Source organism: Erysipelothrix sp. strain 2 (EsS2-6-Brazil) (assembly GCF_016617625.1).
GTDB lineage: Bacteria > Bacillota_I > Bacilli_A > Erysipelotrichales > Erysipelotrichaceae > Erysipelothrix > Erysipelothrix piscisicarius.
In genome coordinates, this window is record NZ_SBAR01000007.1 from 40601 (window position 1) to 65326 (window position 24726).

The 24726-nt window shown below is 38.5% G+C and carries 24 protein-coding genes, 6 tRNA genes and 1 riboswitch; of the genes, 22 read left to right on the forward strand and 8 right to left on the reverse strand.

The features are described from left to right. Positions 1-34 precede the first annotated feature (34 nt). The 9 genes from EPJ89_RS05500 (at position 35) to pepF (ending at position 4904) form a co-directional block, all read left to right on the forward strand. Complete coding sequence (locus tag EPJ89_RS05500) at positions 35-712, forward strand: hypothetical protein (RefSeq protein WP_161637020.1); 678 nt, start codon at positions 35-37, stop codon at positions 710-712. 89 nt (positions 713-801) lie between these two features. Further along, the gene (locus EPJ89_RS05505; RefSeq protein WP_200549209.1) at positions 802-2010 is read left to right on the forward strand and encodes an O-antigen ligase family protein; all 1209 of its coding nucleotides are present in this window, start codon (positions 802-804) and stop codon (positions 2008-2010) included. A 65-nt stretch (positions 2011-2075) separates the two neighbouring features. After that, positions 2076-2151 (forward strand) — tRNA-Asn (locus EPJ89_RS05510). 7 nt (positions 2152-2158) lie between these two features. Beyond that, a tRNA-Glu gene (locus tag EPJ89_RS05515) sits at positions 2159-2234 on the forward strand. A 238-nt stretch (positions 2235-2472) separates the two neighbouring features. Further along, positions 2473-2548 (forward strand) — tRNA-Asn (locus EPJ89_RS05520). An 8-nt stretch (positions 2549-2556) separates the two neighbouring features. Continuing rightward, positions 2557-2632: transfer RNA gene (locus EPJ89_RS05525), tRNA-Glu, on the forward strand. Between the two features lie 180 nt (positions 2633-2812). After that, positions 2813-2888: transfer RNA gene (locus tag EPJ89_RS05530), tRNA-Asn, on the forward strand. A gap of 7 nt (positions 2889-2895) precedes the next feature. After that, positions 2896-2971, forward strand: a tRNA-Glu gene (locus tag EPJ89_RS05535). Between the two features lie 133 nt (positions 2972-3104). After that, positions 3105-4904 carry an oligoendopeptidase F gene (gene pepF / locus EPJ89_RS05540; protein ID WP_200549211.1) on the forward strand — a complete coding sequence of 600 codons (1800 nt, stop codon included), beginning with the start codon at positions 3105-3107 and terminating at the stop codon, positions 4902-4904. 56 nt (positions 4905-4960) lie between these two features. Here pepF and EPJ89_RS05545 read toward each other — a convergent pair whose 3' ends face one another. The 7 genes from EPJ89_RS05545 to EPJ89_RS05575 all read right to left on the reverse strand — a co-directional run bounded on the left by EPJ89_RS05545 (position 4961) and on the right by EPJ89_RS05575 (position 11300). Beyond that, positions 4961-5353, reverse strand: a complete 393-nt coding sequence (locus EPJ89_RS05545) for a CoA-binding protein (protein ID WP_200549213.1) — start codon at positions 5351-5353, stop codon at positions 4961-4963. Next, positions 5350-5952, reverse strand: coding sequence for an alpha/beta hydrolase (locus EPJ89_RS05550; protein ID WP_161637024.1), 603 nt, complete (start codon positions 5950-5952; stop codon positions 5350-5352). The genes EPJ89_RS05545 and EPJ89_RS05550 overlap by 4 nt, the downstream gene beginning before the upstream one ends. A 70-nt stretch (positions 5953-6022) precedes the next feature. Further along, a complete protein-coding gene (locus tag EPJ89_RS05555) occupies positions 6023-7900 on the reverse strand; it encodes a BglG family transcription antiterminator (protein WP_200549215.1) in 1878 nt (625 codons plus the stop codon). A gap of 66 nt (positions 7901-7966) precedes the next feature. After that, on the reverse strand, positions 7967-8785 hold the full coding sequence (locus EPJ89_RS05560) for a PTS system mannose/fructose/sorbose family transporter subunit IID (RefSeq protein ID WP_161637026.1): 819 nt from the start codon (positions 8783-8785) through the stop codon (positions 7967-7969). Further along, on the reverse strand, positions 8778-9548 hold the full coding sequence (locus EPJ89_RS05565; protein WP_161637027.1) for a PTS mannose/fructose/sorbose/N-acetylgalactosamine transporter subunit IIC: 771 nt from the start codon (positions 9546-9548) through the stop codon (positions 8778-8780). The genes EPJ89_RS05560 and EPJ89_RS05565 overlap by 8 nt, the downstream gene beginning before the upstream one ends. A gap of 31 nt (positions 9549-9579) precedes the next feature. Beyond that, positions 9580-10068, reverse strand: a complete 489-nt coding sequence (locus EPJ89_RS05570; RefSeq protein ID WP_200549217.1) for a PTS system mannose/fructose/N-acetylgalactosamine-transporter subunit IIB — start codon at positions 10066-10068, stop codon at positions 9580-9582. Positions 10069-10223: 155 nt separating this feature from the next. Then, a complete protein-coding gene (locus EPJ89_RS05575) occupies positions 10224-11300 on the reverse strand; it encodes an SIS domain-containing protein (protein WP_237558297.1) in 1077 nt (358 codons plus the stop codon). Between the two features lie 326 nt (positions 11301-11626). Here EPJ89_RS05575 and nrdI point away from each other — a divergent pair, with 326 nt between their 5' ends. The 6 genes from nrdI (at position 11627) to EPJ89_RS05610 (ending at position 17306) form a co-directional block, all read left to right on the forward strand. Next, complete coding sequence (gene nrdI, locus EPJ89_RS05580) at positions 11627-11992, forward strand: class Ib ribonucleoside-diphosphate reductase assembly flavoprotein NrdI (protein ID WP_125164186.1); 366 nt, start codon at positions 11627-11629, stop codon at positions 11990-11992. Further along, a complete protein-coding gene (gene nrdE, locus EPJ89_RS05585; RefSeq protein ID WP_125164187.1) occupies positions 11993-14107 on the forward strand; it encodes a class 1b ribonucleoside-diphosphate reductase subunit alpha in 2115 nt (704 codons plus the stop codon). Between the two features lie 14 nt (positions 14108-14121). Further along, the gene (gene nrdF, locus EPJ89_RS05590; protein ID WP_125164188.1) at positions 14122-15198 is read left to right on the forward strand and encodes a class 1b ribonucleoside-diphosphate reductase subunit beta; all 1077 of its coding nucleotides are present in this window, start codon (positions 14122-14124) and stop codon (positions 15196-15198) included. Beyond that, positions 15198-15452, forward strand: coding sequence for a glutaredoxin family protein (locus tag EPJ89_RS05595; protein WP_125164189.1), 255 nt, complete (start codon positions 15198-15200; stop codon positions 15450-15452). Before nrdF ends, EPJ89_RS05595 begins: the two co-directional genes overlap by 1 nt. Before the next feature lie 51 nt (positions 15453-15503). Then, the gene (locus tag EPJ89_RS05600) at positions 15504-16409 is read left to right on the forward strand and encodes a YihY/virulence factor BrkB family protein (protein WP_200549219.1); all 906 of its coding nucleotides are present in this window, start codon (positions 15504-15506) and stop codon (positions 16407-16409) included. 81 nt (positions 16410-16490) lie between these two features. After that, positions 16491-17306 carry a mechanosensitive ion channel family protein gene (locus EPJ89_RS05610; protein WP_200549221.1) on the forward strand — a complete coding sequence of 272 codons (816 nt, stop codon included), beginning with the start codon at positions 16491-16493 and terminating at the stop codon, positions 17304-17306. A gap of 95 nt (positions 17307-17401) precedes the next feature. On the opposite strand, the gene ybaK is transcribed toward EPJ89_RS05610, so the two are convergent. Beyond that, the gene (gene ybaK, locus EPJ89_RS05615) at positions 17402-17881 is read right to left on the reverse strand and encodes a Cys-tRNA(Pro) deacylase (protein ID WP_125164192.1); all 480 of its coding nucleotides are present in this window, start codon (positions 17879-17881) and stop codon (positions 17402-17404) included. A gap of 72 nt (positions 17882-17953) precedes the next feature. Next, positions 17954-18043: riboswitch (THF riboswitch) on the forward strand. A 39-nt stretch (positions 18044-18082) separates the two neighbouring features. Here ybaK and EPJ89_RS05620 point away from each other — a divergent pair. The 7 genes from EPJ89_RS05620 (at position 18083) to atpE (ending at position 24709) form a co-directional block, all read left to right on the forward strand. Further along, entirely contained in the window at positions 18083-18589 is a 507-nt protein-coding gene (locus EPJ89_RS05620; RefSeq protein ID WP_125164193.1) for a folate family ECF transporter S component, read from the forward strand. Between the two features lie 36 nt (positions 18590-18625). Further along, entirely contained in the window at positions 18626-20269 is a 1644-nt protein-coding gene (locus EPJ89_RS05625) for a formate--tetrahydrofolate ligase (RefSeq protein ID WP_161637035.1), read from the forward strand. A 41-nt stretch (positions 20270-20310) separates the two neighbouring features. Next, positions 20311-20847 (forward strand): hypothetical protein, encoded by a 537-nt coding sequence (locus EPJ89_RS05630; protein ID WP_125164195.1) that lies wholly within the window; start codon positions 20311-20313, stop codon positions 20845-20847. Positions 20848-20907: 60 nt separating this feature from the next. After that, positions 20908-23088 (forward strand): Tex family protein, encoded by a 2181-nt coding sequence (locus EPJ89_RS05635; RefSeq protein WP_200549222.1) that lies wholly within the window; start codon positions 20908-20910, stop codon positions 23086-23088. 354 nt (positions 23089-23442) lie between these two features. Next, complete coding sequence (locus EPJ89_RS05640) at positions 23443-23793, forward strand: hypothetical protein (protein ID WP_125164197.1); 351 nt, start codon at positions 23443-23445, stop codon at positions 23791-23793. Beyond that, a complete protein-coding gene (locus EPJ89_RS05645; protein ID WP_200549223.1) occupies positions 23780-24454 on the forward strand; it encodes a F0F1 ATP synthase subunit A in 675 nt (224 codons plus the stop codon). The genes EPJ89_RS05640 and EPJ89_RS05645 overlap by 14 nt, the downstream gene beginning before the upstream one ends. 12 nt (positions 24455-24466) lie before the next feature. Further along, positions 24467-24709 (forward strand): ATP synthase F0 subunit C, encoded by a 243-nt coding sequence (gene atpE, locus EPJ89_RS05650; protein WP_003775506.1) that lies wholly within the window; start codon positions 24467-24469, stop codon positions 24707-24709. The last annotated feature ends 17 nt before the right edge of the window (positions 24710-24726 follow it).

Here is a 24726-nt window from a genome sequence, read left to right on the forward strand (position 1 = left end):
TAATATAATATTTAAATGCATAAGGAGGATCGCAATGACAAAAAAAATGGATCCAAAGCAAAATAAAGAAGTTCAAGTTAAAAAACAAAAACAAACAAAAAAACATGACTGGTCTTATTATGCAATCATTATCTGTCTTGTTTTAATCCTAATTCCATCTCTTTGGTTGGGCTTTACAATCGTTAAGGCTTCAATCGAATCTGGAAAACCATTAACCGGACAACGATTCGCGAATGATCATGATCCTGAAATCTCGTCAGACCTTCAAAAAAAGGTCGAGGCGGCTTTGAAGGAGCGTTCGGAGTTTGAGTCTGTGAGCGTCTCGTTAAAGACAGCTACGCTTCGTATTCAGCTCAAAATGAAGCCCGATACTTCGAAAGAAGATGCATCTGCTTTAATTGAATCAGCATATGATCACGTGGTTGAAATTTTACCGGTGACCGAGTACTTCACAACAGTGGGCTCGAAAAAACAATATGATTTAGAAATTAATCTTTTCAACTTTACCGATGTTACTGAGGATAATCGTGGTGATTTTATTTATTACCAATTAGTAAAAAACGGAAATATGGAAGATAAGCAAATTCAGCTTGTTTCTGAGTCGAAAGATTCAGAACTTGTCGAACGTTTAAAAACAGAACAAGCTGAAGCAAAAGAAAAACAATCAAATGAAAACGGAGAACCGTCGAAAGAAGAGAAAAAAGAAGAGTAAATTATAGTGATTTCGCTTTATTGGATGGCTTCTTAGATTAAAGTGACACTATTGTAATAGTCGTCACTTTTTAATGTGGTAAAATATATATGATGAAAATAATAAAAGACTTCAGTACAAAAGTAAGAACACTGCTATCAGAAAACGTGATTTTTTTGATGATTATGGTGTTATTCTTACCAGATTATTTGTTATATCCAGCGGTCATTGTGGCAGGAATTTTTGTATTGTACGAATGGATTCGTTATAAAGGATTTAAATCGAGTTTGTTTTGGGTTCTATGGGCCTATCTCTTGGGTGTGGCGCTGTTGAACAAGAATATGCAAGGGGTTATGGGGACGTTATATTTGATCGTCTTAGTAGCCTATGCATTTGTTTTAAATCGAAGAATGAGCCCTAAAGAATACATGAAGATGCAATATTATATTGTTTGGTGTTCCTTATTTAACTTCTTCTTTAACTTTATCCGTTGGAGACCGGTCTGGTATAAATCGTTTATGGGATTGTTTGATGGTGTAATACAGATGGGGCATCTTCCATTTTATGGGGATGGATACTTTAGAGCGTACTCTACATTTGATAACCCCAACTTGTATGCGTTTATCCTTTTAATTGTTCTGTTGGTTTGTTTTAATCAACTTCAATTTCAAATAACATTTAAAAACTACCGATTGGGTGCCTTCTATGCAGGAGCTTTTATCATTAACCTCTATGCAATGTTTTTGACAGGTACACGATCAATTATCGTAGCGTTAATGTTTGGCCTTCTTACTGTAATTTTGGTTCAAAAAAAATGGACGCAATTTAAGGTGATGATTCTTTTAGGTGCGCTCTTAACCTTATTTATTCTATCGAGACCTGATTTGTTTCCACGATTTATGCAAATTGCTGAGCACAGCGGCATTCGCCTTGAGATTTGGGATAAAGCAATTCATCAAATTTTGAAAGAACCGTGGTTTGGTAAGGGTATGTTTACCTATGCATTGCTTTTCGATAATATTGATGCACATAATATTTTTATTGAAAGTTTCTTAAGTTTTGGAATTTGTGGGACGATGATTCTTGTCGCATTTTTAATTGAAAAATTACGTGATATATACTTAAATGCGTATTACTTAGACTACCCCTTAGCTTTAGGGGTGTTGGTCGCGACCATCATGTATGGGATCTTCGATATTCCCTTATTTGCGGTGCAAACGAGTCTTTTATTTGTTGCGGTTTTCTGTCTTCCCCGACGTCAACCGTCACAAATATTGATTCCAAAACCAACGCATGTTGAATTTATTGAAAAAACTTAAACTATTTTTAAAATATGCTTGTCAAGGCAATATTAGTATGGTATATTTTATAAGCACTTGGCGATGCTTGTTTAGCTCAGTCGGTAGAGCAACTGGCTGTTAACCAGTGGGTCGCAGGTTCGAGTCCTGCAACAAGCGCCATTTATATGGCCCGTTGGAGAAACGGTTAACTCACATGCCTTTCACGCATGCATTCACGGGTTCGAATCCCGTACGGGTCACCATAGTGTAAATAACAAACCTCATCGTTAAGATGAGGTTTTTCTTTGTCCAAAGGTATTTGTATGGGCACGGAAGATCCTTTGTTATCTCCTTAATTTAAATGAATTTCAAGATGCGACGACATCTAAATGAAGACCCTAAATCACACCTTCTTAAAAAGCGAAAATAATCAATTATTTTCACGAAAAAAGGTTGCTAAGTCGAGATGGGTATGGTATATTTTATGAGCACTTACGCGATGCTTGTTTAGCTCAGTCGGTAGAGCAACTGGCTGTTAACCAGTGGGTCGCAGGTTCGAGTCCTGCAACAAGCGCCATTTTATATGGCCCGTTGGAGAAACGGTTAACTCACATGCCTTTCACGCATGCATTCACGGGTTCGAATCCCGTACGGGTCACCATAGTGTAAATTACAGGTTGCATCATAACGATGTAACTTTTTTTTAGAAATAAGGACATTACCGTCTTATTGTGACTGTAATTCACATATAATCAATATATTCAAAAAGTATGATTTATTTGTGAAATAATGCTTGCCAAGTCATATTTCGTATGGTATATTTTATGAGCACTTAAGTGATGCTTGTTTAGCTCAGTCGGTAGAGCAACTGGCTGTTAACCAGTGGGTCGCAGGTTCGAGTCCTGCAACAAGCGCCATTTATATGGCCCGTTGGAGAAACGGTTAACTCACATGCCTTTCACGCATGCATTCACGGGTTCGAATCCCGTACGGGTCACCATAGTGTCAATAACCTCACTTCTTAGGAAGTGAGTTTTTTTATTTTGTAGATTTATGTGTTTTTTAGCACAGTCAATCGTCTTGTGGTAAAATAGATGTAACGGGTAAAACCGCAATAGATAAGAGGTGTATTTATGTCGGATAAATATGAATTACCACTTCGAAGTGAAGTGGATATAAAAGATACATGGGATTTAACACCTATGTTTAAAGATGATGACGCATGGAATGCAGAGTTTGATGCGATTCAAAACGACTTAAGTGAAGTGGCTGCATATCGCGGTACACTCACCAAGAGCGCAGAGAGTTTATTAGCGGGTCTTAAATTTCGTGATGAATTAAGTTATCGTATTGAATTTTTATATGTTTATGCACATCTAAGTTTTGATGTCGATACCACAAACCCTAAGTATCAAGCAATGAATGCACGCGTACAATCGCTTCTTGCGCAATTTGGATCAAGTTTTTCTTTCTATGAAGCAGAAATTTTATCTGCAGATGAGGCGGTTATTCGCGAATATCTTGAATCAAATGAGGCACTCACTTTATATCATCACGAGTTTGATCGCCTTTTTAAATCAAGACCTCATATTCTTAGCGAGAAGGAAGAGCGTATTCTCGCATCATCAGGCGAAATCTTTGGCGTTTCTTCGCAAACATTTGGTATGTTAAATAATGCGGATATTCAATTCCCTACAATTAAAGATGAATCAGGAAATGATATTCAATTATCACACGGACGTTATTCACTCTTAATGGAGAGTGCGGATCGTCGAGTTCGTGAAGATGCTTTTAAAGCAATGCAAACAACGTATGGTAATTTAAAGAATACACTTGCAAGTACTTTATCAGGAAATGTAAAGGTTCATAATTTCAATGCAACGATTCGTAATTATGCATCAGCACGTCAAGCTGCACTTGCTGCAAATAATATTGACGAAGAAGTTTATGACTCACTTCTCGAAGGAATTCATAATAATATTGATTTACTTCATGATTATGTTGCACTTCGTGAAGATGCATTGGGTATTGATGATATTCAAATGTATGATATCTATGTCCCAATGGTTGATGAAGTGGATTTAAAATTTACGTATGAAGAAGCACAAGAAGTAATTTTGGATGCCTTGAGTGTTCTGGGTGAAGAATATTGTGCAGTATTAAAACGTGCATTTAATGAACGTTGGATTGATGTTGTTGAGAATAAAGGGAAGCGATCGGGTGCTTATTCATCAGGTACTTATGGAAGTGCCCCTTATATTCTGTTAAACTGGCAAGAAAATATAGATAATGTCTTTACACTTGCTCATGAACTCGGCCACAGTGTTCACTCTTACTTTACACGTAAGTATCAACCTTACATTTATGGTGATTACTCGATTTTTGTTGCTGAAGTTGCTTCAACGACAAATGAAAATTTATTGTTGAATTACTTATTGGATCAATATGAGGATCCTAAGGTTCGTGCTTACCTGTTGAATCATTATTTAGACACGGTTAAAGGCACGGTGTTCCGTCAAACGCAGTTTGCTGAGTTTGAACACCTTATCCATAAATCAGACCAGGAGGGCGTTGCTTTAACGGCTGATTATCTCATTGAGTCGTACTACAAACTGAATCAATTCTATTATGGTGAATCGATCAGTACCCAGGAAATTGGTTATGAGTGGGCACGGATCCCTCATTTCTACTACAACTATTATGTTTACCAATATGCTACAGGATTTAGTGCGGCAACTTTATTCAGTGAAACAATTTATAATGGTGGCGATGCGACACCTTATCTTGACTTCTTAAAATCGGGAAGTTCTGATTATCCTATCAATGTCCTACGAAAAGCAGGTGTTGATATGACAGAATCAACAGCTGTTGATAAAACACTGGAAAAATTTGGTGAACGTATGGCGGAATTACGAACACTGCTTGTAAAATAGATAATAAAAAAAACGGAATCACACCCAATTTGGATGAGATTCCGTTTTTTTCATGTTTATTGCTCGTTTATAGCGTATTCCTTAAGCACACAGGCTTCGATTACATTGAGATCAAGTTCTTTTGCCTTGGCACGTAAAACGTCGTTTACGGTGCCGGGTTGAAGCCAGAGAACGTTGATGCCTTTCTCTTTAATTGATTCGAGCATGTGAATGCCAATTTTAGGATTAACAACCATCACAGCAACATCAACGGTGTCCGTGATTTCCGAAAAGGAAGGGTAGACGGTCTTGCCATTAATTTCGGTATAGTTTGGATTTACACCAAGAACCGTTTTACCTTTTTGTTCTAACAATTTATAAATGCGGTATGCATACGATTCGGGTTTGTTATTAATTCCAGCTATCACAAATGTTTGTGATGCATTTAGGATTTCATAAGGGTTATTCATAATGTTAGCTCCATATCAAACCATTGTTTGATTTCTTCGATTTCGTAAGCGCGCATCCGATGGTCCAATTCATAAATGCGGTGTGTAACACGTGCATTATTATTAATGAGACGTTTCTCCAAAGCGACGGCACTTTCATAAGGAATTATATCATCAAATCGACCACTATGGATTAAAATGTCCATGCCCTTTAAATCAAGCTCCTGTGTATCACTTGTGAAGTTCATTGGTCTCAGTAAGACACACTTTTTAAAAGGGGTTGGTTGTTCTAGGATTAAGGCTGCGATGGTATTGGCGCCATTAGAAAAACCTAATGCCCATAGTTCGCCAAGATTGTAGGTGTCTTGTAATGACTTCACAGTATCCAAGATTGTACGAACTCGGCCCAATAAGTCCGCTTCATCAAGAATTTGAGTTTCGCTTTGTACAGCAGAAAAGCGTCGTTTACCAAACGTAACGACGTCGCCTCGGATGGAGAGGTGATTCATTGTGGGGGCAACCATTTTCGCTACCGGCAGTAATACGTTTTCATCACCACCTGTACCATGAAATAAAACAAGCGTTTTATCGCTTCCGTTATCAATAAATTTATGTATCATTTTGAGTACTCCTTAAGTCGTAAATATGAAAACATCATACATGATGTAAGGTTTTGGGACAAGTCATGCGCTAGGTAGAAAGTAACGCGTGTTTAAATTCATCAAAGGATTGACCTTCGATAAGCTGTTGGACTTTAAGACGGTCCATAGACCATCTTGAGAATCGATCACATAGGTAGAAGAGGTCATGATCCCCATCACGTTTTGTTTTAATAAGAAAAAGAACGTGAACTTCACTTTTATCCCAGATAATCGGTTTTTCCAATACCGCTACAAAACATAAAGCCCGATCAACATGTTTCTTGAGATCTTGTAAATGTACAAGATTGTGTCCGATTTCATGTGTTGCGAAGGGGTTTGAATCATAGTGGGGTTTGAGGAGGTTCATGGTATTCATTTTCTCAGTTAAGTTGTGAAGGACTTGTTCTTTGTTGTTGCCAGGGAGGTTATAAATTACATATTGAGGTTTAAGATAGTGGTCTAAATCGGCTTCAGCAAGATCGAATTGTTTGATTTTTTGTTCGATATGGGTAAGGTAGTTCCCATCCTCGATTGCGACGACTTCACGGGCTTGTGGGATGGTCATTTTGGCCATGGATACGCCGATGTCCAGAGGTTGTGTAATTTCTTGTAAGGATCCATAAACGCTGACAGTAATATGATCATCATTAAAATGTTCGCGCAAAGTTTGACCATAAACAATGGTTTCAGACCGTCCATTTCCACCAATAAATCCAATGTTGAGGGTTTGTTGGTGGCGGCGGGTCATGAGTCCACCTTGGAAATAAAGTAATAAATAGCCAAATTCATCAAGATTTATGGAAATGTCGGGATAATTGGATTCGATGACCGAAACGGCAGAGATGGTTACCTTGGCGGCAAAGAGAAATTCACGAAGGTTTCGATGGATTAGCGGATTTCGAATGGTCAATCCGTTTTCAATCCGTTTAATCATCTGGGGAATGTGTAATAACAGATAACGAAAAAGTTCGTGATTATCGAAATAGTTAATCGCGAAGTTGTTATCGATTTCAGTGAAAATATCGTAGATGAGTGCCTCGTCTTGCAGTTTTGTTTTTCCTGAGTGCGCAATGATTTGTTTGCTGTCAAGGTGGATTGCCAGGTAGAGAAGTTCTGATTTTTCTAAGGGGTCTTCATTTAAAAGCGTACTAATCGCATTGGCCATCGTTTGAGCAAGGGGGAGTAGTGGTGAATCAGTTGTTTTATGAATTTCAACGGTGTGACCTTCACGACGACGTTTAAAAAGGATTAAAATATGTACTGCAATATTTTGGAGTGAAAAATCAGAAAGAAGGATATTCGCATTAAAACAACATTCCTTTACAATCGCTTCCGTTTTATGAAGCATGTCATTGTTGAGGATGAATGCTTCTTTTTCCTTCGATTCCACAAGACTTAAGGTATTATGGAAAAAGTATTCCGCAAAGGCAAGCCGCAGGTTGAATTCCGACCCAATGAGTTTCAGTCCATATGCAGGTCGAGATTTTAGTTCAAGATGAAATCGGCGAAGTTGCAGTCGAACATCTTTAAGGTCGTTGTGAATGGTGGTACGACTGACAAACATCCGTTCTGCGAGGTCTTCAATCTTTAGGTAATCGTTGGCGTTTAAGAGCGTTCGAATTAGATAAGAAACACGTTCGGAGTTATTTCGCGAAAAACTATTCATGCGTCGAATCAAGCTAATCGAGCCAATGTTCTCGAAAATTTTTTCTTCTTGGTGTTCATTTAGAGGATTTAGACGATATCCATGGCCTGGAATGGAACAAACCTCAATCTGATATGACTTCAACACTTCACGAAGTATTTGGATCTCTTTCTTGATTGTTCGAATGGATACATTACTTGAAAGTGCAAGTTCATGGGCTGTAACGGTTTGCCCTTGTGCAAGATGATGCATGATGATAAGTTGCCGATTTGTGAATTCCATAAGTCCTCCTTTTAAAAAAAAGATGTTGCGTATCTTAACGATAACGCAACATCCTGTCTTGTGCAATTAGAGTAATCCAATATACGAACCAATGATACCAAATGCAATGGTAACAAGCAGTAAGAACATCGAACTCTTTTTCTTGTTCTTTAATAAATGGAACATTAAAAGTGTATAAAGAAGTGGTAAAAGCAGTGGGAAGATTTGATCAATGTATTGTTGGAGTAAAAACTCTGTTTCATTAAATGAAAATGCCACAATGGTTTTAAGTTTAACCATTTGAGCACTCATGCCTCCAATAACCATTAATCCGACAATGGTTGCTGCTTTGGTAATCTTTGCGAAAATACCGGATTCGGATGCACTATCCATAAGGTTTGTTCCGAATTTATATCCAAAGACACCACCAAGGTAACGCACAATCATGTGTGGAACATTGAATGCAATTAGGAATAAAATCGGACCGAGGATGTTTCCTTGTTGTGATAAAGGTAACGCAATTGCGGTTGCAATAATACGGATGGTTCCCCAGAAAAAGGAATCACCAATCCCAGCAAATGGACCCATCAATGAAATCTTGATGCTATTAATTGTATTCTTATCAAAATCGGGATTTTGACTTGCTTCTTTTTCAAGTGCCGTCGCAACACCTGTGATGGCGGAAACAACATGAGGGGTTGTGTTAAAGATTTGCATATGACGTACAAGTGCATCGGCACGATCTTCTTTGGTGTGGTAAAAGCGTTTAATGGCTGGCCACATCCCTACCGCAAATCCGAGTCCTTGTTGGCGTTCATAGTTATAGGAATTTTCGAGTAAGAATGAGTACCAGAAGATTTCTCGAAATAACTTTTTATCTTCTTTTGTTGTTTCTATTTTATTCATCGAATAAGTCCTCCAATTCATCATGTTCTATGGCTGCAGGTGCTTGTCCGACTTCAAAGACAATAATGAAGGCAAGAATAACACCGAATAAGGTTACTGCTAAGATTGGTAATTCAAGGTAGGCAATAAGAATAAATCCAAGAATGAAGTAGAGAATGTTTTTTCCATTCATCATCGGTTGGAGTAACAATGCGAACCCTACTGCAGGGAGCAGTTTTCCAGCAACTTCAAGACCATTCATTAGATTTGCGGGAATGGCTTGTACAAATCCTTCTACAGCACTTGCACCGAAGAGTACAGCAATAAAGGCTACTGTAAAGTACATGAGGCAGTGAAGTAAGAGACCTCCAATATTGAGGGCAAACATTCCTTTAATGTTCGCATCTTCTGCGAGTTTCATGGCAAAGTCCATAAACCATGATCGAACAATAAAGATAATAACTTTTAATGATTGTGCAAGGATTGCAATCGGTAAAGCAAGCGCAAGCGCAATTTCAGATCCTTGACCGGATAAGATTGCGAACGCTGTTCCCAGTGCAGAACCAATTAACACATCCGGTGGTACTGCAGCACCAACTTGAATGGCACCCATAAAGACAAGCTCAAGACTGGCACCAATAATTATTCCTGATTGAAGATCGCCAAGTACGAGTCCAACAAGGGGTGAGATAATAAGTGGTCGATTGGCCATTGGGGTTCCGAGCATCTTTTCTACGAACCATACCAAGGCGACTACAAGACCAACAAGTAACGCTTCTTGCATAGATATTTCCTCCTTATATATTTTTAGTAGATTACTGTGTTAAATATTTTTGACGTAAATCTGAAAAGTCTTTACCTTTGTCATCGGGTACTTGTTTTACTTCGACAGAGATTCCTAAACCAATGAGGTCGTCCATGGCGTGGAGTTCTTCGGGTGTGAAGTATACAGCTGGTGCGAAGGCTTTGCGACCTTCTTTCATTTGAACACCACCCAGTGTACATACAGGTGTTTCTTGAATGCCTTGGTAGAGTTTGAGTGCATCATGTGGGGATGCAGTCACAACAAATACCTTAAGACCTTTTAATTTTTCATTATTTAAAAGGGCGATGGCTTCATCAAGAGAACGAATTGCGAGTTTAACCCCGTCAGGTTTGGCAAGTTTAAGTGCTTGTTTACGAATTGGGTCCGATGCTGCATCATCACTTGCAATTACGATTGCTTCATAATTGAGTGCAGATTTCCAACTGTAAGCGACTTGACCGTGTAACAAGCGGTCATCGATTCTAATTTTTTGTATCATAATATACTCCTTCTTTATATAGTACCGGTTAGTGATGTAAGTGTCGGATTGAAGTTATCCGTTATCGATATTCGAATAAAACCAACATCGCACAGTGCGGTAAATCATAGGGTCCAATGCTTTAGACAATTTAATGTAGTTCGAAGGTACCTTCATTAAGAACGTTTCGTCTCAAGACTTTTATTGATGTATTCCGTAAGTTGGGGATACATTGTCTTCGAAAGGTCGCGACCACGATCTGTAGCAATGTGGTATGCAAGCACTTGGAAGAATGTCATATAAGCAAGTGGATAGAAATACGTTGATTTCGTGTTGATATTGAAATCGTCTTTGTCCGTATTTGAGACAATTATACAGCGGGCATGCACTTCCTGTGTTATAAATTTCTGAATCTTCCTGCTTTTACGCAAATCATTTTCGTGATACGCAAGTAAGAAGAACCCTTGGTCATGGGTAAACATATTTTGTGGACCATGAATTAATTCTTCAAGTTCGAAACTATTGGTAAGACTGGGTAGCATTTCCATAAACTTAATATCTGCTTCTTGAGCAATGGGCCATAAGGCGCCCGGTCCGGAAAAGATATAAGCATCTGTCTTTGAAAAATATAACTTATTGTTGTGATAAAAGGCATTGGATGCTTCACGAATGTGGGGGAGTTCCTGAATCATCACGTCTAAGTCTTTGATAATTGCTTCAGATTGTGTGGGGTCAATCTGATTGTTTATAACGCCAAGAGATAGGTAAATAAGATAAAGAACGGTACATGTCGTCGAAAACCCAAGTGTTCGAAAAATAAATTGTTCTTTTCCACTGCCCATTTCAAGTGCGGTCTGTGCCTTTTTCGCAATCGGTGTTTCAAGCGACTCGGTAATCGAAACTGTTTTCAGTCCTAATTGATTGGCGCATTCAATCGCTTCGTACACAAGTTTTGTTTGGCCTCCTTGTGAAATGAAGATATAGAGTGCATGTTGATCACAAAGTGCTCGGTTATAGTGTTCAACAAAAATACTGGGGTACATTAATTCAACTTCAATGTGGCATGTAGATTCCGCAAATGTTTTTGTGGTAAATGCCGTATTGTAAGATGAACCCGAACCCACAACCACAACTTTGCGTACAGTATCTCCATGTGTCGCTTGGTTTATTGCGGTTGCAATCACATCACGTTGATCACGTAAATGATTTAATTTTTCTGGGATTTCAATAATACAATCCATTAATGTATTCATTGAGTCACCTCTCTTTCCTTTGCTCGCCTTTATCATACATATCTCTGGTTTTTAGTTCCATAGGGACTTTTGCACGAATGTTCGTGCATAAATTTAAAGCGGTTTCAAAACCGAGTTTTAATGCTTGTTTTGTGTGTCAATATGTAAAATATAAAAACTCACAAAAAAGAATGAGAAATGAAAAACAAAGTTACTAACAATGATAAACGTTAATTAATTTATCTTTCAAGTTTACATTCTTCAATTTCGCGGGAATTTCATGCAATACTCAAGAATTTCGGGGAGGGTTATGTTTAAATGAAATTAGTTCGAAAGGATGTGACGATGTGATTGTGGTTTTTGACAGTTTAACGGGGCAATGTCAACGATTTGCGGAAAAACTTGGCGTACCATGTATTGATATCTTAGAGTATGAACCGATGGATGAAGACATTTTTTTGGTAACGCGGTCATGGGATTTCGGTAAGGTAACGGAAGAGACCAAAGCATTTTTGGAACACGAAGCTGCAAAGGTCGTTGGCGTTGCGGTTGGTGGCAATCGCAATTGGGGCACAAACTTCGGTGCAGCAGGCGATAAAATTCATGATGAATACAATATTGAACTTGTTTTAAAGTTTGAAGGATCAGGATTCACAAAAGATGTGGAGATTGTTCAACAATGGCTTGAATCATATAAGGGGAGGACAAAATAAATGACAGTACAAAATAAATCAAATCAAATTCCAGAATGGGTAATTCTAAATAATCAAATCGTTGATGGCGATGGAAATATTAAGGATTTAAATAAAGATAAAGAGGCAGTCCGCTCTTACTTTTTAAATGAAATCAATAAGAAAACTCAGTTTTTTCACTCACTTGAAGAAAAATTGGAATATCTTACAACGAATGATTATTACGAAACAGAATTTTTAGAAAAGTATACGTTTGATCAAATTCAAGCGGTCTATGATATTGCATATGATGCCAAATTCCGTTTCCCGACATATATGGGAGCGTTTAAGTTTTATAATGATTACGCACTTAAATCCATTGACGCGGAACGTGTGTTCTTAGAACGTTATGAAGACCGTCTTTCGGTAATTGCACTTTATCATGCGGATGGCGACTTTGAACTTGCTAAAAGACTGATTACGTCGTTAATTGCGCAAGATTTTACACCGGCAACACCAACACTTCTCAATACCGGTAAGAAAAAACGCGGTGAATTTGTATCGTGTTTCTTATTGGAAGTGGATGACTCGTTAAACGATATTGCACGAGTTCAAGAATTTGCGATGCAACTTTCAAAATTGGGTGGTGGCGTTTCCATTAACTTGACCAATTTACGTGCAAAAGGCGAATCAATTAAAGACATTCCAAACGTTGCGAAAGGTGTTGTTGGGGTAGCAAAACTTTTAGATAATGCATTCCGATACGCCGACCAAATGGGACAACGTCAAGGTGCAGGAGCTGTTTACTTAAATGTATTCCATGCTGATATTGAAGATTTCTTGCAAACAAAAAAACTCAATGCCGATGATGATGTTCGTGTTAAAACGCTCTCAATGGGGGTTGTGATGCCCGATAAAATGATTGAATTAGCGCGTGAAGATAAAGACATGTATGTCTTCTATCCACACACGGTCTATAAAGAATACGGGATTCCATTCTCAGATGTCGCCATTAAGATGGATGAATGGTACGACAAGTTGGTTGAAAATCCTAAAGTGCGCAAACGCAAAATCAATCCACGTAAGTTATTTGATATGATTGCGCAATTACAAGGGGAGTCAGGTTATCCATACATTATGTATGCGGACAACGTAAACAAAGAAAATCCACTTGCTGATCCAATCAAGTTCTCGAATTTATGTACAGAAATTTTACAGCCGTCGATTGTATCTCACTATGGTGATTATCATCGCCGTGATGAAGATGAAATCGGTCTCGATATTTCTTGTAACCTTGCGAGCGGTCATATGGGAAATATGATCAAAAATAACTCCATTAAAGAGACCGTATTTGCTGCAATGGAAATTATGAACTCTGTTTCCGAAAAAACAAATATTGCGCATGTTCCCGCTGTAGCGCGTGCAAACCGCATTATGCGAAGTGTTGGTTTTGGTATTATGGGACATCATGGTTATATTGCGGAAAATTACATTGGTTACGGTAGTGAAGAAGATATTGACTTAATTGATGTGTTCTTTAGTTTAATTAACTATTATAGTCTTGTGCATTCAATGGAGAAAGCGAAAGAAACCGGCGAGAAATTCTATGGTTTTGAGCGAAGTTCGTATGCGGACGGCAGTTATTTCAACGATCGGGGTCAAGTATTACCAAAGACTGACGTGGTTCGAGGCTTGTTGTCGGATATTGAAATACCAACGGATGAAGACTGGGCTCAATTAAAAGAAGATGTAATGACCCATGGACTCTACAACTCAAATCGATTAGCGGTTGCACCGAATGGTTCGATTGCATATGTTATGAGTGCTACACCTTCCTTAACGCCAATTAAACAAATTGTCGAAGAACGTACGTATGGAAATTCAAAAACATACTTCCCAATGCCTGCTGCGGATGTTGCAGGGTTTATGTACGAATCAGCATATCAAATGGATAAGTATAAGATTATCGACGTGATTGCTACGGCTCAAAAGCATGTTGATCAAGGAATTTCATTTGAGTTATGCATTACTTCGGATGAGACAACACGTAGTCTACAACGCTATTACCTCTATGCACATTACCAAGGAATTAAGACGTTGTACTATACACGAACACAAAAATTGAGAATTGATGAATGTGAAAGTTGTGCGGTTTAAGGAGGAGGAAAACGATGATGTTAAAGCAAATTAATGAGATTAAGGCGGATCGCGAATACGATGGCGCGAATTGGAATGAACATGAAGATAATTTTACGCAGACGTTTTACGAACAAAATTTAAGTCAGTTTTGGAGACCGGAAGACATTAGTCTTCAGCCTGATTTAAATTTATGGGCGAGTTTACCTGAAGATGTGAAACTGGCCTATGGACGAAACTTACTCGTACTTACGTTCCTCGATACATATCAAGGTGATATAGGAATGCCTGTTGTTTCGCGATCGATTGATCATAAATATCATCAGCGTAAGTCGGTGTTGAACTTTATGGCAGCTATGGAAAATGCTGTGCATGCGAAAAGTTATTCAAATATTTTTATGACATATATGAAAAACGAAGAAATTGATGACCTTTATCGATGGGGCGAACAAAATAAGAATATGCAAAATATTCTTGCTTTAATTGTTGGTTACTATGAAAACTTAGATCGCCTTACCTATCGCAAGCAATATGCAGATTTAGGGGATCCAGTGGATGACTTTGAATTTGATGTTGCACAGTGGAAAGCCATGGTTGCAAGCGTGTTCTTGGAATCGTGCCTCTTCTATAGTGGTTTCTACTATCCCCTCTATTTTTATGGTCAAGGGAAATTAATGCAAGCTGGAGAAATCATTAATCTTATCTTGCGTGATGAAAGTATCCATGGGCTTTATATTGGAAACTTGGCGATGGAACTTTATCGCAAGTTCGATGCTGAGACACAAGCGTCGCTCTATGAATGGCTTACAACCTATCTCGATGCAATCTATGAGGAAGAAGTTGAACTCATTGAAACAATTTATGATCCCGTAGAATTATCGCACGATGTTAAGATCTTTGTTCGTTACAATGCGAACAAAGCCATGATGAATCTTGGGTTTGATGCATATTACGAATATGAAGAAGTAAACCCTGTTGTACTTAATGGATTAAACACTGAAACAAAAACAATGGATAACTTCTCGATGAAGGGAAATGGTTATCAAAAAATGAAATCTGAATCATTACATGATGATGACTTCTTCTTTGATAAAGAAAGGATTACACGATAATGACAAAAGTTATGATGTTAACTCAGGACAACTGTCCAAAATGTATGGCGTTAAAGAACTACCTCGAGTTGGGACTTCGTAATAAATATGCCGAACATATCGAAGTGGTAAAGCGAGAGGAAAACCCAGAACGTTTTAAATCAATCGCGTTGGACCATGGGATTATGGCAACGCCTGCCTTAATCGGTGGCGATGAGGTATTGCTCGATACAAACCCATCTAAAGTAAACGCATTTTTCGAAAAAATCATTTAGACTGGAATTATTCCAGTCTTTTTGTTACATTGATATAAGGAGAAGTGGTGCATGAAAAAAATAATAAAAAAAATCCAAACTGTTATGGAGATGATGTCCTCAAATGAAGGGACACTCTTTACATATGCTTTGGCATATTCAATTATCGTTGGTATTGCACCGTTTATCATTATATCAGTGGTGTTTGTGGGGACGTATGTATACGATGTATCACAGATTATTCAACTTTTACAACGTTATGTCCCAGCGGACTTAATTCTGCCATTTGTGGATTACATTCAAACATCGGATTTGTCGAATTTATGGTTGATCATCTCATTGCTTGGGGTATCGATTTGGGTTGCTTCAAAAAGTATTTATTCGTTCCTACTGTTAAGTAGTGAACAGGATGGGGTCAATATTAATCATTTCTTTTTAAGAATTTTAGCGTGTATTTACTTTATCATGATTGTTTTAGGAATCATGGCTTTTGGAATCTTAATTGGATATGTTCCATTTATCAATAAATTTACGAGTCCAATAGTCATTACATTTTTCTTCGTTTTTTTCTACCGATTGTTGTCATTTAAATACACGCGATTTCGCGATGTTATTTGGGGATCCGCAATTACTTCAATCATCTTGATTCTATTAGGCCGCCTTTTCTTTGTGTACATTAATCAATATTCGAATTACCAAACCATTTATGGTCCACTCGCATCGATAATGATTCTCTTAATTTCAGGGTGGATTATCGCTTGGGTTGTCTTTTTTGGATATTGCATAAACTATGTTGTTCGTGATGATTCATTACCTGTTCAAGGGAAGCATCGACTGATATCCATTCTGGAAAAAACAAATGAAAAAATCGATGAACGAGAAGAAAAGTTTATTCATGATCATATTGAAAACAAACACCCAGTAAAGGAAGATGCCATTACAGAGGTTGAGGACAATTCAGAACACTTACAAGACTAAGAAGCACCACGGTGTTTCTTTTTGTTTTGAATTGTAATGCGTGTAGAACCTTGTTAATATATTTAAAGGGAGTTGACGTTTATGGAAAAATTGATTCTTTTTTTTGAAAAACCATTTGTCTTACGTTTGGTAAGCATCGCTGTAACGCTTTTTATTGTGTTCGTAGTGGTTCGTATCATTCGTAAGAGTCTTGTTAAAATTGAAAATAAAGTTCCGCTTGGCAAACAACAACGTACGGTTTACCCAATTATTTCGAGAACACTTGTGTATGTTGTGTATTTTATTGCGTTTATCATTATTTTAGAAACAATCGGATTGGATACGAAGCCCATTCTTGCAGTCACAAGTATAGGGAGTGTTGCGGTAGGATTTGGTGCACAACAACTTGTGAAGGATGTTATTAATGGATTCTTTATTTTATCGGAGAATCAATTTAATGTCGGTGATGTTGTGTCCTTATCGAATGTGACAGGCACAGTCGAGGACATCACATTGCGGACGACGCGATTGCGTAATGGGACGGATGGTAAAGTTTATATCATACCTAATGGTGAAATTAAGATGGTTACGAATATGTCGAAGGAATTTATGTTTGCGGTTGTTGATGTACCGGTTCCTTATGACAAAGATCTGGATACGATTTTAGAAATTTTAAATAATACAGTAAAACACTATCAAAATCCAGGATCGATTATGCAAACACCGATTGTTCAAGGCGTTACAGCATATGAAGAAAGTTCGTTAAATATTCGTATTACATGTAAAACGTATGTAGGAAAAAACTGGGCAGTTGAACGTGATCTTCGTCGTGTAATTATTTATGCACTTGAAGCCCATGATATTACACTACCGTTTCCAACTCGGACCGTTTATGTTGAACAGGATTTATCCAATTAGATGATATTATTAATTAAACGCAAAAAAAGGTAACACGGATGATGTGTTACCTTTTTGGATGGCCTGAATTAACAGCTTAAGCGGATTCTGTTTATTTATAAATTTTCGATAGCAGTGATTGCACCGGTTTTTGCATTAATCAGTTTAATGAGTGCTTCAGGTTTCATCTCAATTTGCGTTCCAATGCGTCCACCGGAAAAGATTATAGTCTCAAAGAGCAAACACGTTTCATCAATAATTGTAGGGAATTGTTTTTTCATACCGATCGGCGAGCAACCGCCTCGAACATACCCGGTTAAGTCGAATAATTCCTTCACATGTAGCAATTCAAGTTTTTTGACCCCTAACCCTTTTGCACATGCTTTGAGATCGATATGGTCGGCAACAGGGATTAGAGCAACAAAATATTGATTTCCATTATGCAAGACGATGGTTTTAAAAACCTTTTCGGCTGATTCTTGAATTTGTTTGGCAACCGAGATGCCATCAATATTAATGCCATCACTTTGATATTCGCGCATGGTATAGTCAATTTTCTTTTGATCAAGAATGCGCATTGCGTTCGTTTTTTTCATTTTACACCTCATTTGAGTATATAGTAACATAAGTTGATTTCTTAGGGCAGTCTTGGTATTCTTAATTTATCAAGCAAAGTAAATGACACGCGTTAAGTGCATACGGATGGGAAGTTGCTGTATGACGAAGCGAAAGCGCGATGTGTTATTGCGTCCGTTGCGAGAGCTTTTCTTTTTGCTTGACAAAGAAAAGAGGAATTTATGATGAATACACGAAAGCTTACACATCTTGCGATGTTTGTGGTGCTTCAAATCGTTGTTTCACGGTTTTTAGCAATACCAACACCCATCGTTAAGATTAGTTTTACCTATGTACCAATGGCAATTGCAGGGTATTTATATGGTTGGTTATTTGGTGGCGTTGCAGCTGCACTTGCAGATGTATTGGGAGCAGTGCTCTTCCCACAAGGGGGTGCTTATTTTCCCGGTTTTACCTTATCAGCATTTATTATTGGCGCGATGTATGGATTGTTGAAGGATGCAGATTGCCGCTTATCCGTTATTGTCGGGATTGCGCTTTTTAATACGATTGCCATCAATTTGTTATTAAATACGTATTGGTTAAGTTTGGTACTTGGAAAGAGTTATCTTGCGATGATACCCGTTCGCGTAACGAAATCTTTAGTTATGCTTCCCATTAAGATTTTTGTCATTAAAAAGGTTTTGGACTATATGAAACCTTATAAAACTCGATTAACGAAAGCATAGGCATCCTATGCTTTCTTAAATTTTAGGAGGAATGTTATGAAAACAGATGTAGAGATCTCTGAAGCAACAAAAATATTACCGGTGCAATCGATTGCGGATAAATTGGGAATTTCTGCCAATCTTATTGAACCTTATGGTAACAGCAAGGCCAAACTTTCATTGGAAATTATGAAACGACCTGAACAGGGAAAGTTGATTCTTGTAACTGCGATTAATCCGACGCCGGCAGGCGAGGGGAAGACGACGGTAAATATCGGTCTCTCGATGGCTTTGAACCGTTTGGGTGTATCTGCTGTCAGTGCCCTCCGTGAACCTTCTTTGGGTCCGTGTTTTGGTATGAAGGGTGGTGCTACCGGAGGGGGTTATGCTCAAGTTGTACCGATGGATGATATCAATCTTCATTTTACGGGAGATTTTCATGCGATTACCTCGGCACACAATCTTCTTGCAGCATTAATCGATAACCATATCTATCATGGGAATGAAATGGGTATTGATCCTGAGCGACTTGTATGGCATCGGGTGATGGATATGAATGATCGCTCGCTTCGGGAACTGGAAATTGTTGGTAAGCGTGTCTCACATGCGACGTCATTTGATATTACGGTCGCATCGGAAATTATGGCTATCTTGTGTCTTGCGGAAGATATGGATGACTTGAAGCAACGCTTAAGTCGTATTGTAGTAGGGTATACATTTGAAGGTGAGATGCTGACAGCACAAGATTTTGATGCGGTGGGGGCCATGGCCTTGCTTCTAAAAGATGCAATCAAACCCAATTTAGTTCAAACAACCGAAAATACACCAGCGCTGATTCATGGTGGTCCGTTTGCGAATATTGCTCATGGATGTAATTCGGTTATTGCGACACGAATGGCTCTCAAAGTAAGCGACTATGTTGTCACAGAAGCCGGTTTTGGGGCTGATCTTGGTGCAGAAAAGTTTTATGACATAAAATGTCGCGGTGCCAATCTCGTCCCGGATGCGACGGTTTTGGTCGCAACGATTCGAGCACTTAAATATAATGGTGGTGTTCCCCTTTCGGAATTGGAAGACGAAAACATCGCTGCATTAATGGAAGGATCAAAAAACCTAATTCAACATTACGAAAATCTAAAGCAGTTTTCAGATAACGTGATGATTGCGATTAATCAATTTGAAACAGACACGCAAGAGGAAATCAATTATTTAAAACACTTGGGACAGGAACTGGGCTGTGAGGTTGTCTTAACCAACGTGTTTGCCAGAGGGGGAGAAGGCGGTGAAGCATTGGGGCGTGCTGTTATTGAAATGTGTCAACGTCCTTCTAATTTCAAGCCTTTATATCCGCTAACGCAAAATCTAAGACAAGAGATTGAAACGATAGCGCATAGAATCTATCGAGCTGATTCAGTTTCATATTCTGAGAGTGCCCTTGAGAAGCTTAAGGATATCGAATCACAATACCCTGATGGTCTTCCAGTTTGCATTGCGAAGACACAAACATCATTTAGCGATGATCCAAAAAAACTCAATGCACCCGCAAATTTTTCGGTACATGTACGCGATGTTCGCCTTGCTGCTGGGGCTGGATTTGTCGTCGTTTTATTAGGGAATATTCTAACAATGCCAGGGTTGCCGAAACACCCGAATGCAGTCGATATGGATTATATCGATGGTAAGGTGACTGGATTGCGTTAGAAGTTGTGCTATAATATCTTCATTAATATTTGAGGTGAGTTGTGGAACATAAAGAAGTTTATATCGTATTAAGTGATACGGGGAGTCTTTTAACGCGCGTTATTAAAATGGTTACGGGAGCACCTTATAATCATGTCTCAATATCCTTTGATGCGTCGTTACATACACTATACAGTTTTGGACGTAAACAACCGCACAATCCGTTTTGGGGCGGCTTTGTGAAGGAAAGTTTCTATGAAGGAACGTTTAAGCGTTTTAAGAATACCCGTTGTTTGGTCTTAAAGCTGGATGTTGAATTGGAGACGTATGCACAATTAAAGGCGAATGTCGGCGTGTTTGTCGAAAATATGGATGATTACCATTATAATTTTGTGGGGCTTGTTGGTGCGGCGTTTAATCGACGCATAGCCCGTGAGAACGGATATTATTGCTCCGAGTTTGTTGCAGAGGTTATGGAACAAGCGAATCTTGTTTTCTGGGAAACACCTGCTTATCTTGTTCATCCTTATGATTTCACAAAGGTCGAGGCATTTGAGGTCGTATATGAAGGCTTATTAGCTGAATTTTCAAAAGCGTGATGCACGCTTTTTTATTTATTTAAAGGTGTGTTAAAATAAGAGAAGAAGTGAGGAAATTTAATGGAAAAAAATATAGTTGATTTACTCAAGCAAGAACTTAAAGCGTACAGTCCGCATCAAATTGATGCGGTTTTAAAATTATTGGAAGACGGAAATACCGTGCCCTTTATTGCTCGTTATCGTAAAGAGGTTACGGGGACGTTGGATGAAGTCCAAATTCGAGAAATTGAAGAACGTCATCACTATCTTGAAACGTTAGAAACGCGTAAAGAAGAAGTGCTCCGTCTTATTGATGAGCAAGGAAAGTTAACGGATTCTTTGGCGCTGGAGATTGGGAACGCAACCGTACTTCAAAAGGTTGAAGATTTGTATCGTCCTTATAAGCAAAAACGCCGTACAAAAGCAACGATTGCGAAGGAAAAAGGTCTGGAACCACTCGCGGATGATGTTTTCTCCTGTCCACGTGATTTTAATGATGAAGCTCAAGGAACGTCCTATTTAAATGCTGAATTTGACTTAATTACGTTGGAAGATGTTTACCAAGGGGTTCATGAAATTATTGCGGAACGCGTCGGGGATGAGCCAGCATTTAGAGAGTGGATTCGAGATTATACAATAAATACAGGTTTTTTATCGACAGTCCTAAAGGATGATACCAAAGACGAACGTCATGTTTATGAGATGTATTACGCATTTACCCAACCCGTTAAAAATGCTGCATCGCATCGGGTTTTAGCAGTTAATCGAGCTGAAAAAGAGGGTGTTATAAAGGTCGATATCGTTGTCGACGAAACAAAAATAATGCGTTATTTGGATCATCAAATCATTGGAAACAAGACGGATTCTCCAACGGTTCACAGGGTCAGAGCGGCTTATGAGGACAGTTATAAACGATTTATTAAACCAGCGATTGAGCGCGAAGTTCGGAATATGTTGACGGAGGAAGCGGATAAACAAGCCATATCTATTTTTGGAGAAAACTTACGAAATCTACTGCTGCAAGCACCGTTAAAAGGTCGTACTGTCATGGGATTTGATCCTGCATATCGTACCGGATGCAAGCTCGCTATTGTAGATGAAACGGGGAAAGTCTTAGCGATTGATGTCATTTATCCACACAATCCCGCACCTGCTCATAAGCAACGTGAAGCGGCTCAGCTTTTTATCGATTTAATTGAGAAATATCATGTTGATATGGTGGCGATTGGAAATGGTACAGCAAGTCGAGAATCGGAAGTGTTCGTAGCTGAAAACCTTAAAAAAGTAACGACAAAGACCTTCTACCTCATCGTGAACGAAGCGGGTGCATCGGTGTATTCAGCAAGTGATATTGCACGCAAAGAATTTCCGGATTTACAGGTTGAACAACGTTCGGCGGTAAGTATTGCACGCCGAATACAAGACCCCTTAGCGGAGTTGGTTAAAATCGATCCAAAATCTGTCGGAGTTGGACAATATCAACATGATGTAAGTCAGAAAAACTTATCAAATCAGCTGGATTTTGTGGTTGAAACGGCTGTTAACCAAGTCGGTGTTGATGTCAATACTGCGAGTCCACAATTATTGGAACATGTTGCAGGACTCACTAAAACAACTGCGCAAAACATCGTGACGTATCGTGAAGAGAATGGTTCCTTCGATTCGCGGACACAAATCAAAAAGGTACCTCGATTAGGGCCGAAATCATTTGAACAAGCCATTGGATTCCTTCGCATTCCTAAGGGAAAAAATATTTTAGATAACACAGGAATTCACCCTGAAACCTATGTCATCACCAAACAACTTCTAAGCGATGAAGGCATTGCACTGAAGGATCTTGGTACAGAAGCGACACGAAAACATTTGGAGTCCTTATCAATCAATGCATTATCGGAGAAATACGATTTAGGAAAAGAGACACTTAACGACATCCTTAAAGCATTAATCGCCCCTGGTCGTGATATGCGTGATGCGATGAGTGGTCCACTTTTACGTTCAGATGTTTTAACGATGGAGGATCTGAAATCAGGGATGGAACTAAATGGTACTGTTCGAAATGTTGTCGATTTTGGAGCGTTTGTGGACATTGGCGTAAAGCAAGATGGACTCGTACATATTTCCAAACTAAGCAATCAATTTGTGAAACATCCGACGGATGTCGTTGCAGTTGGTGATGTTGTGAAAGTTTGGGTTGTGGATGTGGATGCTGCCAAACAACGTGTTCAACTTTCAATGATTCCCATGTCACAATCAAATTCATAAGAAAAAATGGTCTTCATCTACGTAAAGGTGGAGGCTTTTTTTGTGGTTTGACGAAAGAATGATTGAAAAACAATAAAAGAACAACAAGGATTTGTTAAGTTTGTGTTAAATTTTGTTGGTGAAAAGGTCGTTTTCCTATCCTATTATATAGGGGCAAATTGAAGCGTTTTCTTTCGTAAATGTCGTACATACCCTGGTGTATTATTCATTGAAAAAAAACCTTCAATGTGTTACGATTTACCCGTATTCACAGTGTTGAATGAAGGAGTCGATAACCCGTTATGAATGTCTAACTTTTCTTACAGAAAGTGGATGCGAACAAAACGGGGTTTTTTTGAGATTATGGAGGTGCTTATGGCAAAGAAAATTCAAGTTGGTGTTATTGCGATTGTGGCAATGATTCTAATGTTCTTTGATTGGCGAATGACTCTTGGTTGGCTCATTGGCTGGGCATGCCTCTTAACGTTGGGATTTTTCAGAGAAAAATTTTATGCGGTTATGCTCGATGAGGATCAATTTACTGTAGGGAAATATATCCGGTATATCATATTTGTATTTGTAATCTTATGGTTACCATTATTACTTGCATTTATGTTTCCTAATGCAATTAACCCGTATGCATTAGCGGCATCGTATTTGATCGATCGACTCATATTATTTATGTCGGGATTATTTACAAAGGAGAATAAGCATGGTACAGAGTGAGCTCTATTCAGTCTTGATCTTAACGATTGCTGTCTCCGCCTTGATTTATGTTATTGGTACAAAGCTTAAAGATTTAACGCTTGAGGAGCGTCCGAAAGGATTGGTACTTAAAGCAGTACTTTATGTTCAAACCATAACTACGTTTACTGTGCAGAACATGGGTGAAAAACATGGGAAGCGCATGGCGGCGTACATTGGGAGTGTATTTATTTACATTCTCTTAGCAAATATGATGGGTTTAACGGGATTAGAAGCACCGACAAGTAACTATAGTGTTACACTCGTTCTTGCGATTATAACGTTTGTTCTCATCCAAATTGCAAAGATTGACGCGAATGGTGTTAAAGGATACATCAAAGGTTTCTTTGAACCGTTCTTCCCGTTTGTAATTCCAAACTTTTTCGGTACAGTTGCACCGCTCATTAGTTTGTCATTACGTTTATTTGGGAACGTATTATCGGGAACGGTCATTATGACATTACTCTATACGTTTACAGCATGGGTAAGTAGTTTTGTTCCAGTAATTGGTGGATTCAACTTTATGGGTGTAATTGTAGCCCCAGTATTGCATTTGTATTTTGATTTGTTTTCTGCATTTTTGCAGGCATTTATATTTATTTCATTGACATCAATTTTAATTGCTGTCGAGTATTCAGAATAAGGAGGATTTAAAATGGATACAGTTAGTGTTGGTAGAGGGTTAGTAGCGATTGCTGCTGCTTTAGCGGTTATGACAGGGATTTTCTCAACAATTGGACAAGGTTACGCAGCGGCTAAAGCTGTTGAAGCTGTAGGTAAAAATCCAGAAGCAGAAAGTAAAATCCGCGCTATGTTAATTCTTGGTGCTGGTATTGCTGAAACAGCTGCTATTTATGGTATGTTAATTTCATTCTTGTTAATCTTTGTATTTAAGTAAGATATTAGGAGGGTTCT

Excerpts from the sequence above, each read along its gene's own strand:
- ybaK (WP_125164192.1), bottom strand. The coding sequence starts at position 17,881 with ATGAAAAAAACGAACGCAATGCGCATTCTTGATCAAAAGAAAATTGAC.
- EPJ89_RS05575 (WP_237558297.1), bottom strand. The coding sequence starts at position 11,300 with ATGAATACATTAATGGATTGTATTATTGAAATCCCAGAAAAATTAAAT.
- EPJ89_RS05560 (WP_161637026.1), bottom strand. The coding sequence starts at position 8,785 with ATGAATAAAATAGAAACAACAAAAGAAGATAAAAAGTTATTTCGAGAA.
- EPJ89_RS05505 (WP_200549209.1), top strand. The coding sequence starts at position 802 with ATGATGAAAATAATAAAAGACTTCAGTACAAAAGTAAGAACACTGCTA.
- EPJ89_RS05645 (WP_200549223.1), top strand. The coding sequence starts at position 23,780 with ATGGTACAGAGTGAGCTCTATTCAGTCTTGATCTTAACGATTGCTGTC.
- EPJ89_RS05565 (WP_161637027.1), bottom strand. The coding sequence starts at position 9,548 with ATGCAAGAAGCGTTACTTGTTGGTCTTGTAGTCGCCTTGGTATGGTTC.
- EPJ89_RS05570 (WP_200549217.1), bottom strand. The coding sequence starts at position 10,068 with ATGATACAAAAAATTAGAATCGATGACCGCTTGTTACACGGTCAAGTC.
- nrdF (WP_125164188.1), top strand. The coding sequence starts at position 14,122 with ATGATGTTAAAGCAAATTAATGAGATTAAGGCGGATCGCGAATACGAT.
- atpE (WP_003775506.1), top strand. The coding sequence starts at position 24,467 with ATGGATACAGTTAGTGTTGGTAGAGGGTTAGTAGCGATTGCTGCTGCT.
- EPJ89_RS05545 (WP_200549213.1), bottom strand. The coding sequence starts at position 5,353 with ATGAATAACCCTTATGAAATCCTAAATGCATCACAAACATTTGTGATA.
- EPJ89_RS05635 (WP_200549222.1), top strand. The coding sequence starts at position 20,908 with ATGGAAAAAAATATAGTTGATTTACTCAAGCAAGAACTTAAAGCGTAC.
- nrdE (WP_125164187.1), top strand. The coding sequence starts at position 11,993 with ATGACAGTACAAAATAAATCAAATCAAATTCCAGAATGGGTAATTCTA.
- EPJ89_RS05600 (WP_200549219.1), top strand. The coding sequence starts at position 15,504 with ATGAAAAAAATAATAAAAAAAATCCAAACTGTTATGGAGATGATGTCC.
- EPJ89_RS05550 (WP_161637024.1), bottom strand. The coding sequence starts at position 5,952 with ATGATACATAAATTTATTGATAACGGAAGCGATAAAACGCTTGTTTTA.
- EPJ89_RS05620 (WP_125164193.1), top strand. The coding sequence starts at position 18,083 with ATGATGAATACACGAAAGCTTACACATCTTGCGATGTTTGTGGTGCTT.
- EPJ89_RS05625 (WP_161637035.1), top strand. The coding sequence starts at position 18,626 with ATGAAAACAGATGTAGAGATCTCTGAAGCAACAAAAATATTACCGGTG.
- EPJ89_RS05500 (WP_161637020.1), top strand. The coding sequence starts at position 35 with ATGACAAAAAAAATGGATCCAAAGCAAAATAAAGAAGTTCAAGTTAAA.
- EPJ89_RS05595 (WP_125164189.1), top strand. The coding sequence starts at position 15,198 with ATGACAAAAGTTATGATGTTAACTCAGGACAACTGTCCAAAATGTATG.
- EPJ89_RS05610 (WP_200549221.1), top strand. The coding sequence starts at position 16,491 with ATGGAAAAATTGATTCTTTTTTTTGAAAAACCATTTGTCTTACGTTTG.
- EPJ89_RS05640 (WP_125164197.1), top strand. The coding sequence starts at position 23,443 with ATGGCAAAGAAAATTCAAGTTGGTGTTATTGCGATTGTGGCAATGATT.
- EPJ89_RS05555 (WP_200549215.1), bottom strand. The coding sequence starts at position 7,900 with ATGGAATTCACAAATCGGCAACTTATCATCATGCATCATCTTGCACAA.
- pepF (WP_200549211.1), top strand. The coding sequence starts at position 3,105 with ATGTCGGATAAATATGAATTACCACTTCGAAGTGAAGTGGATATAAAA.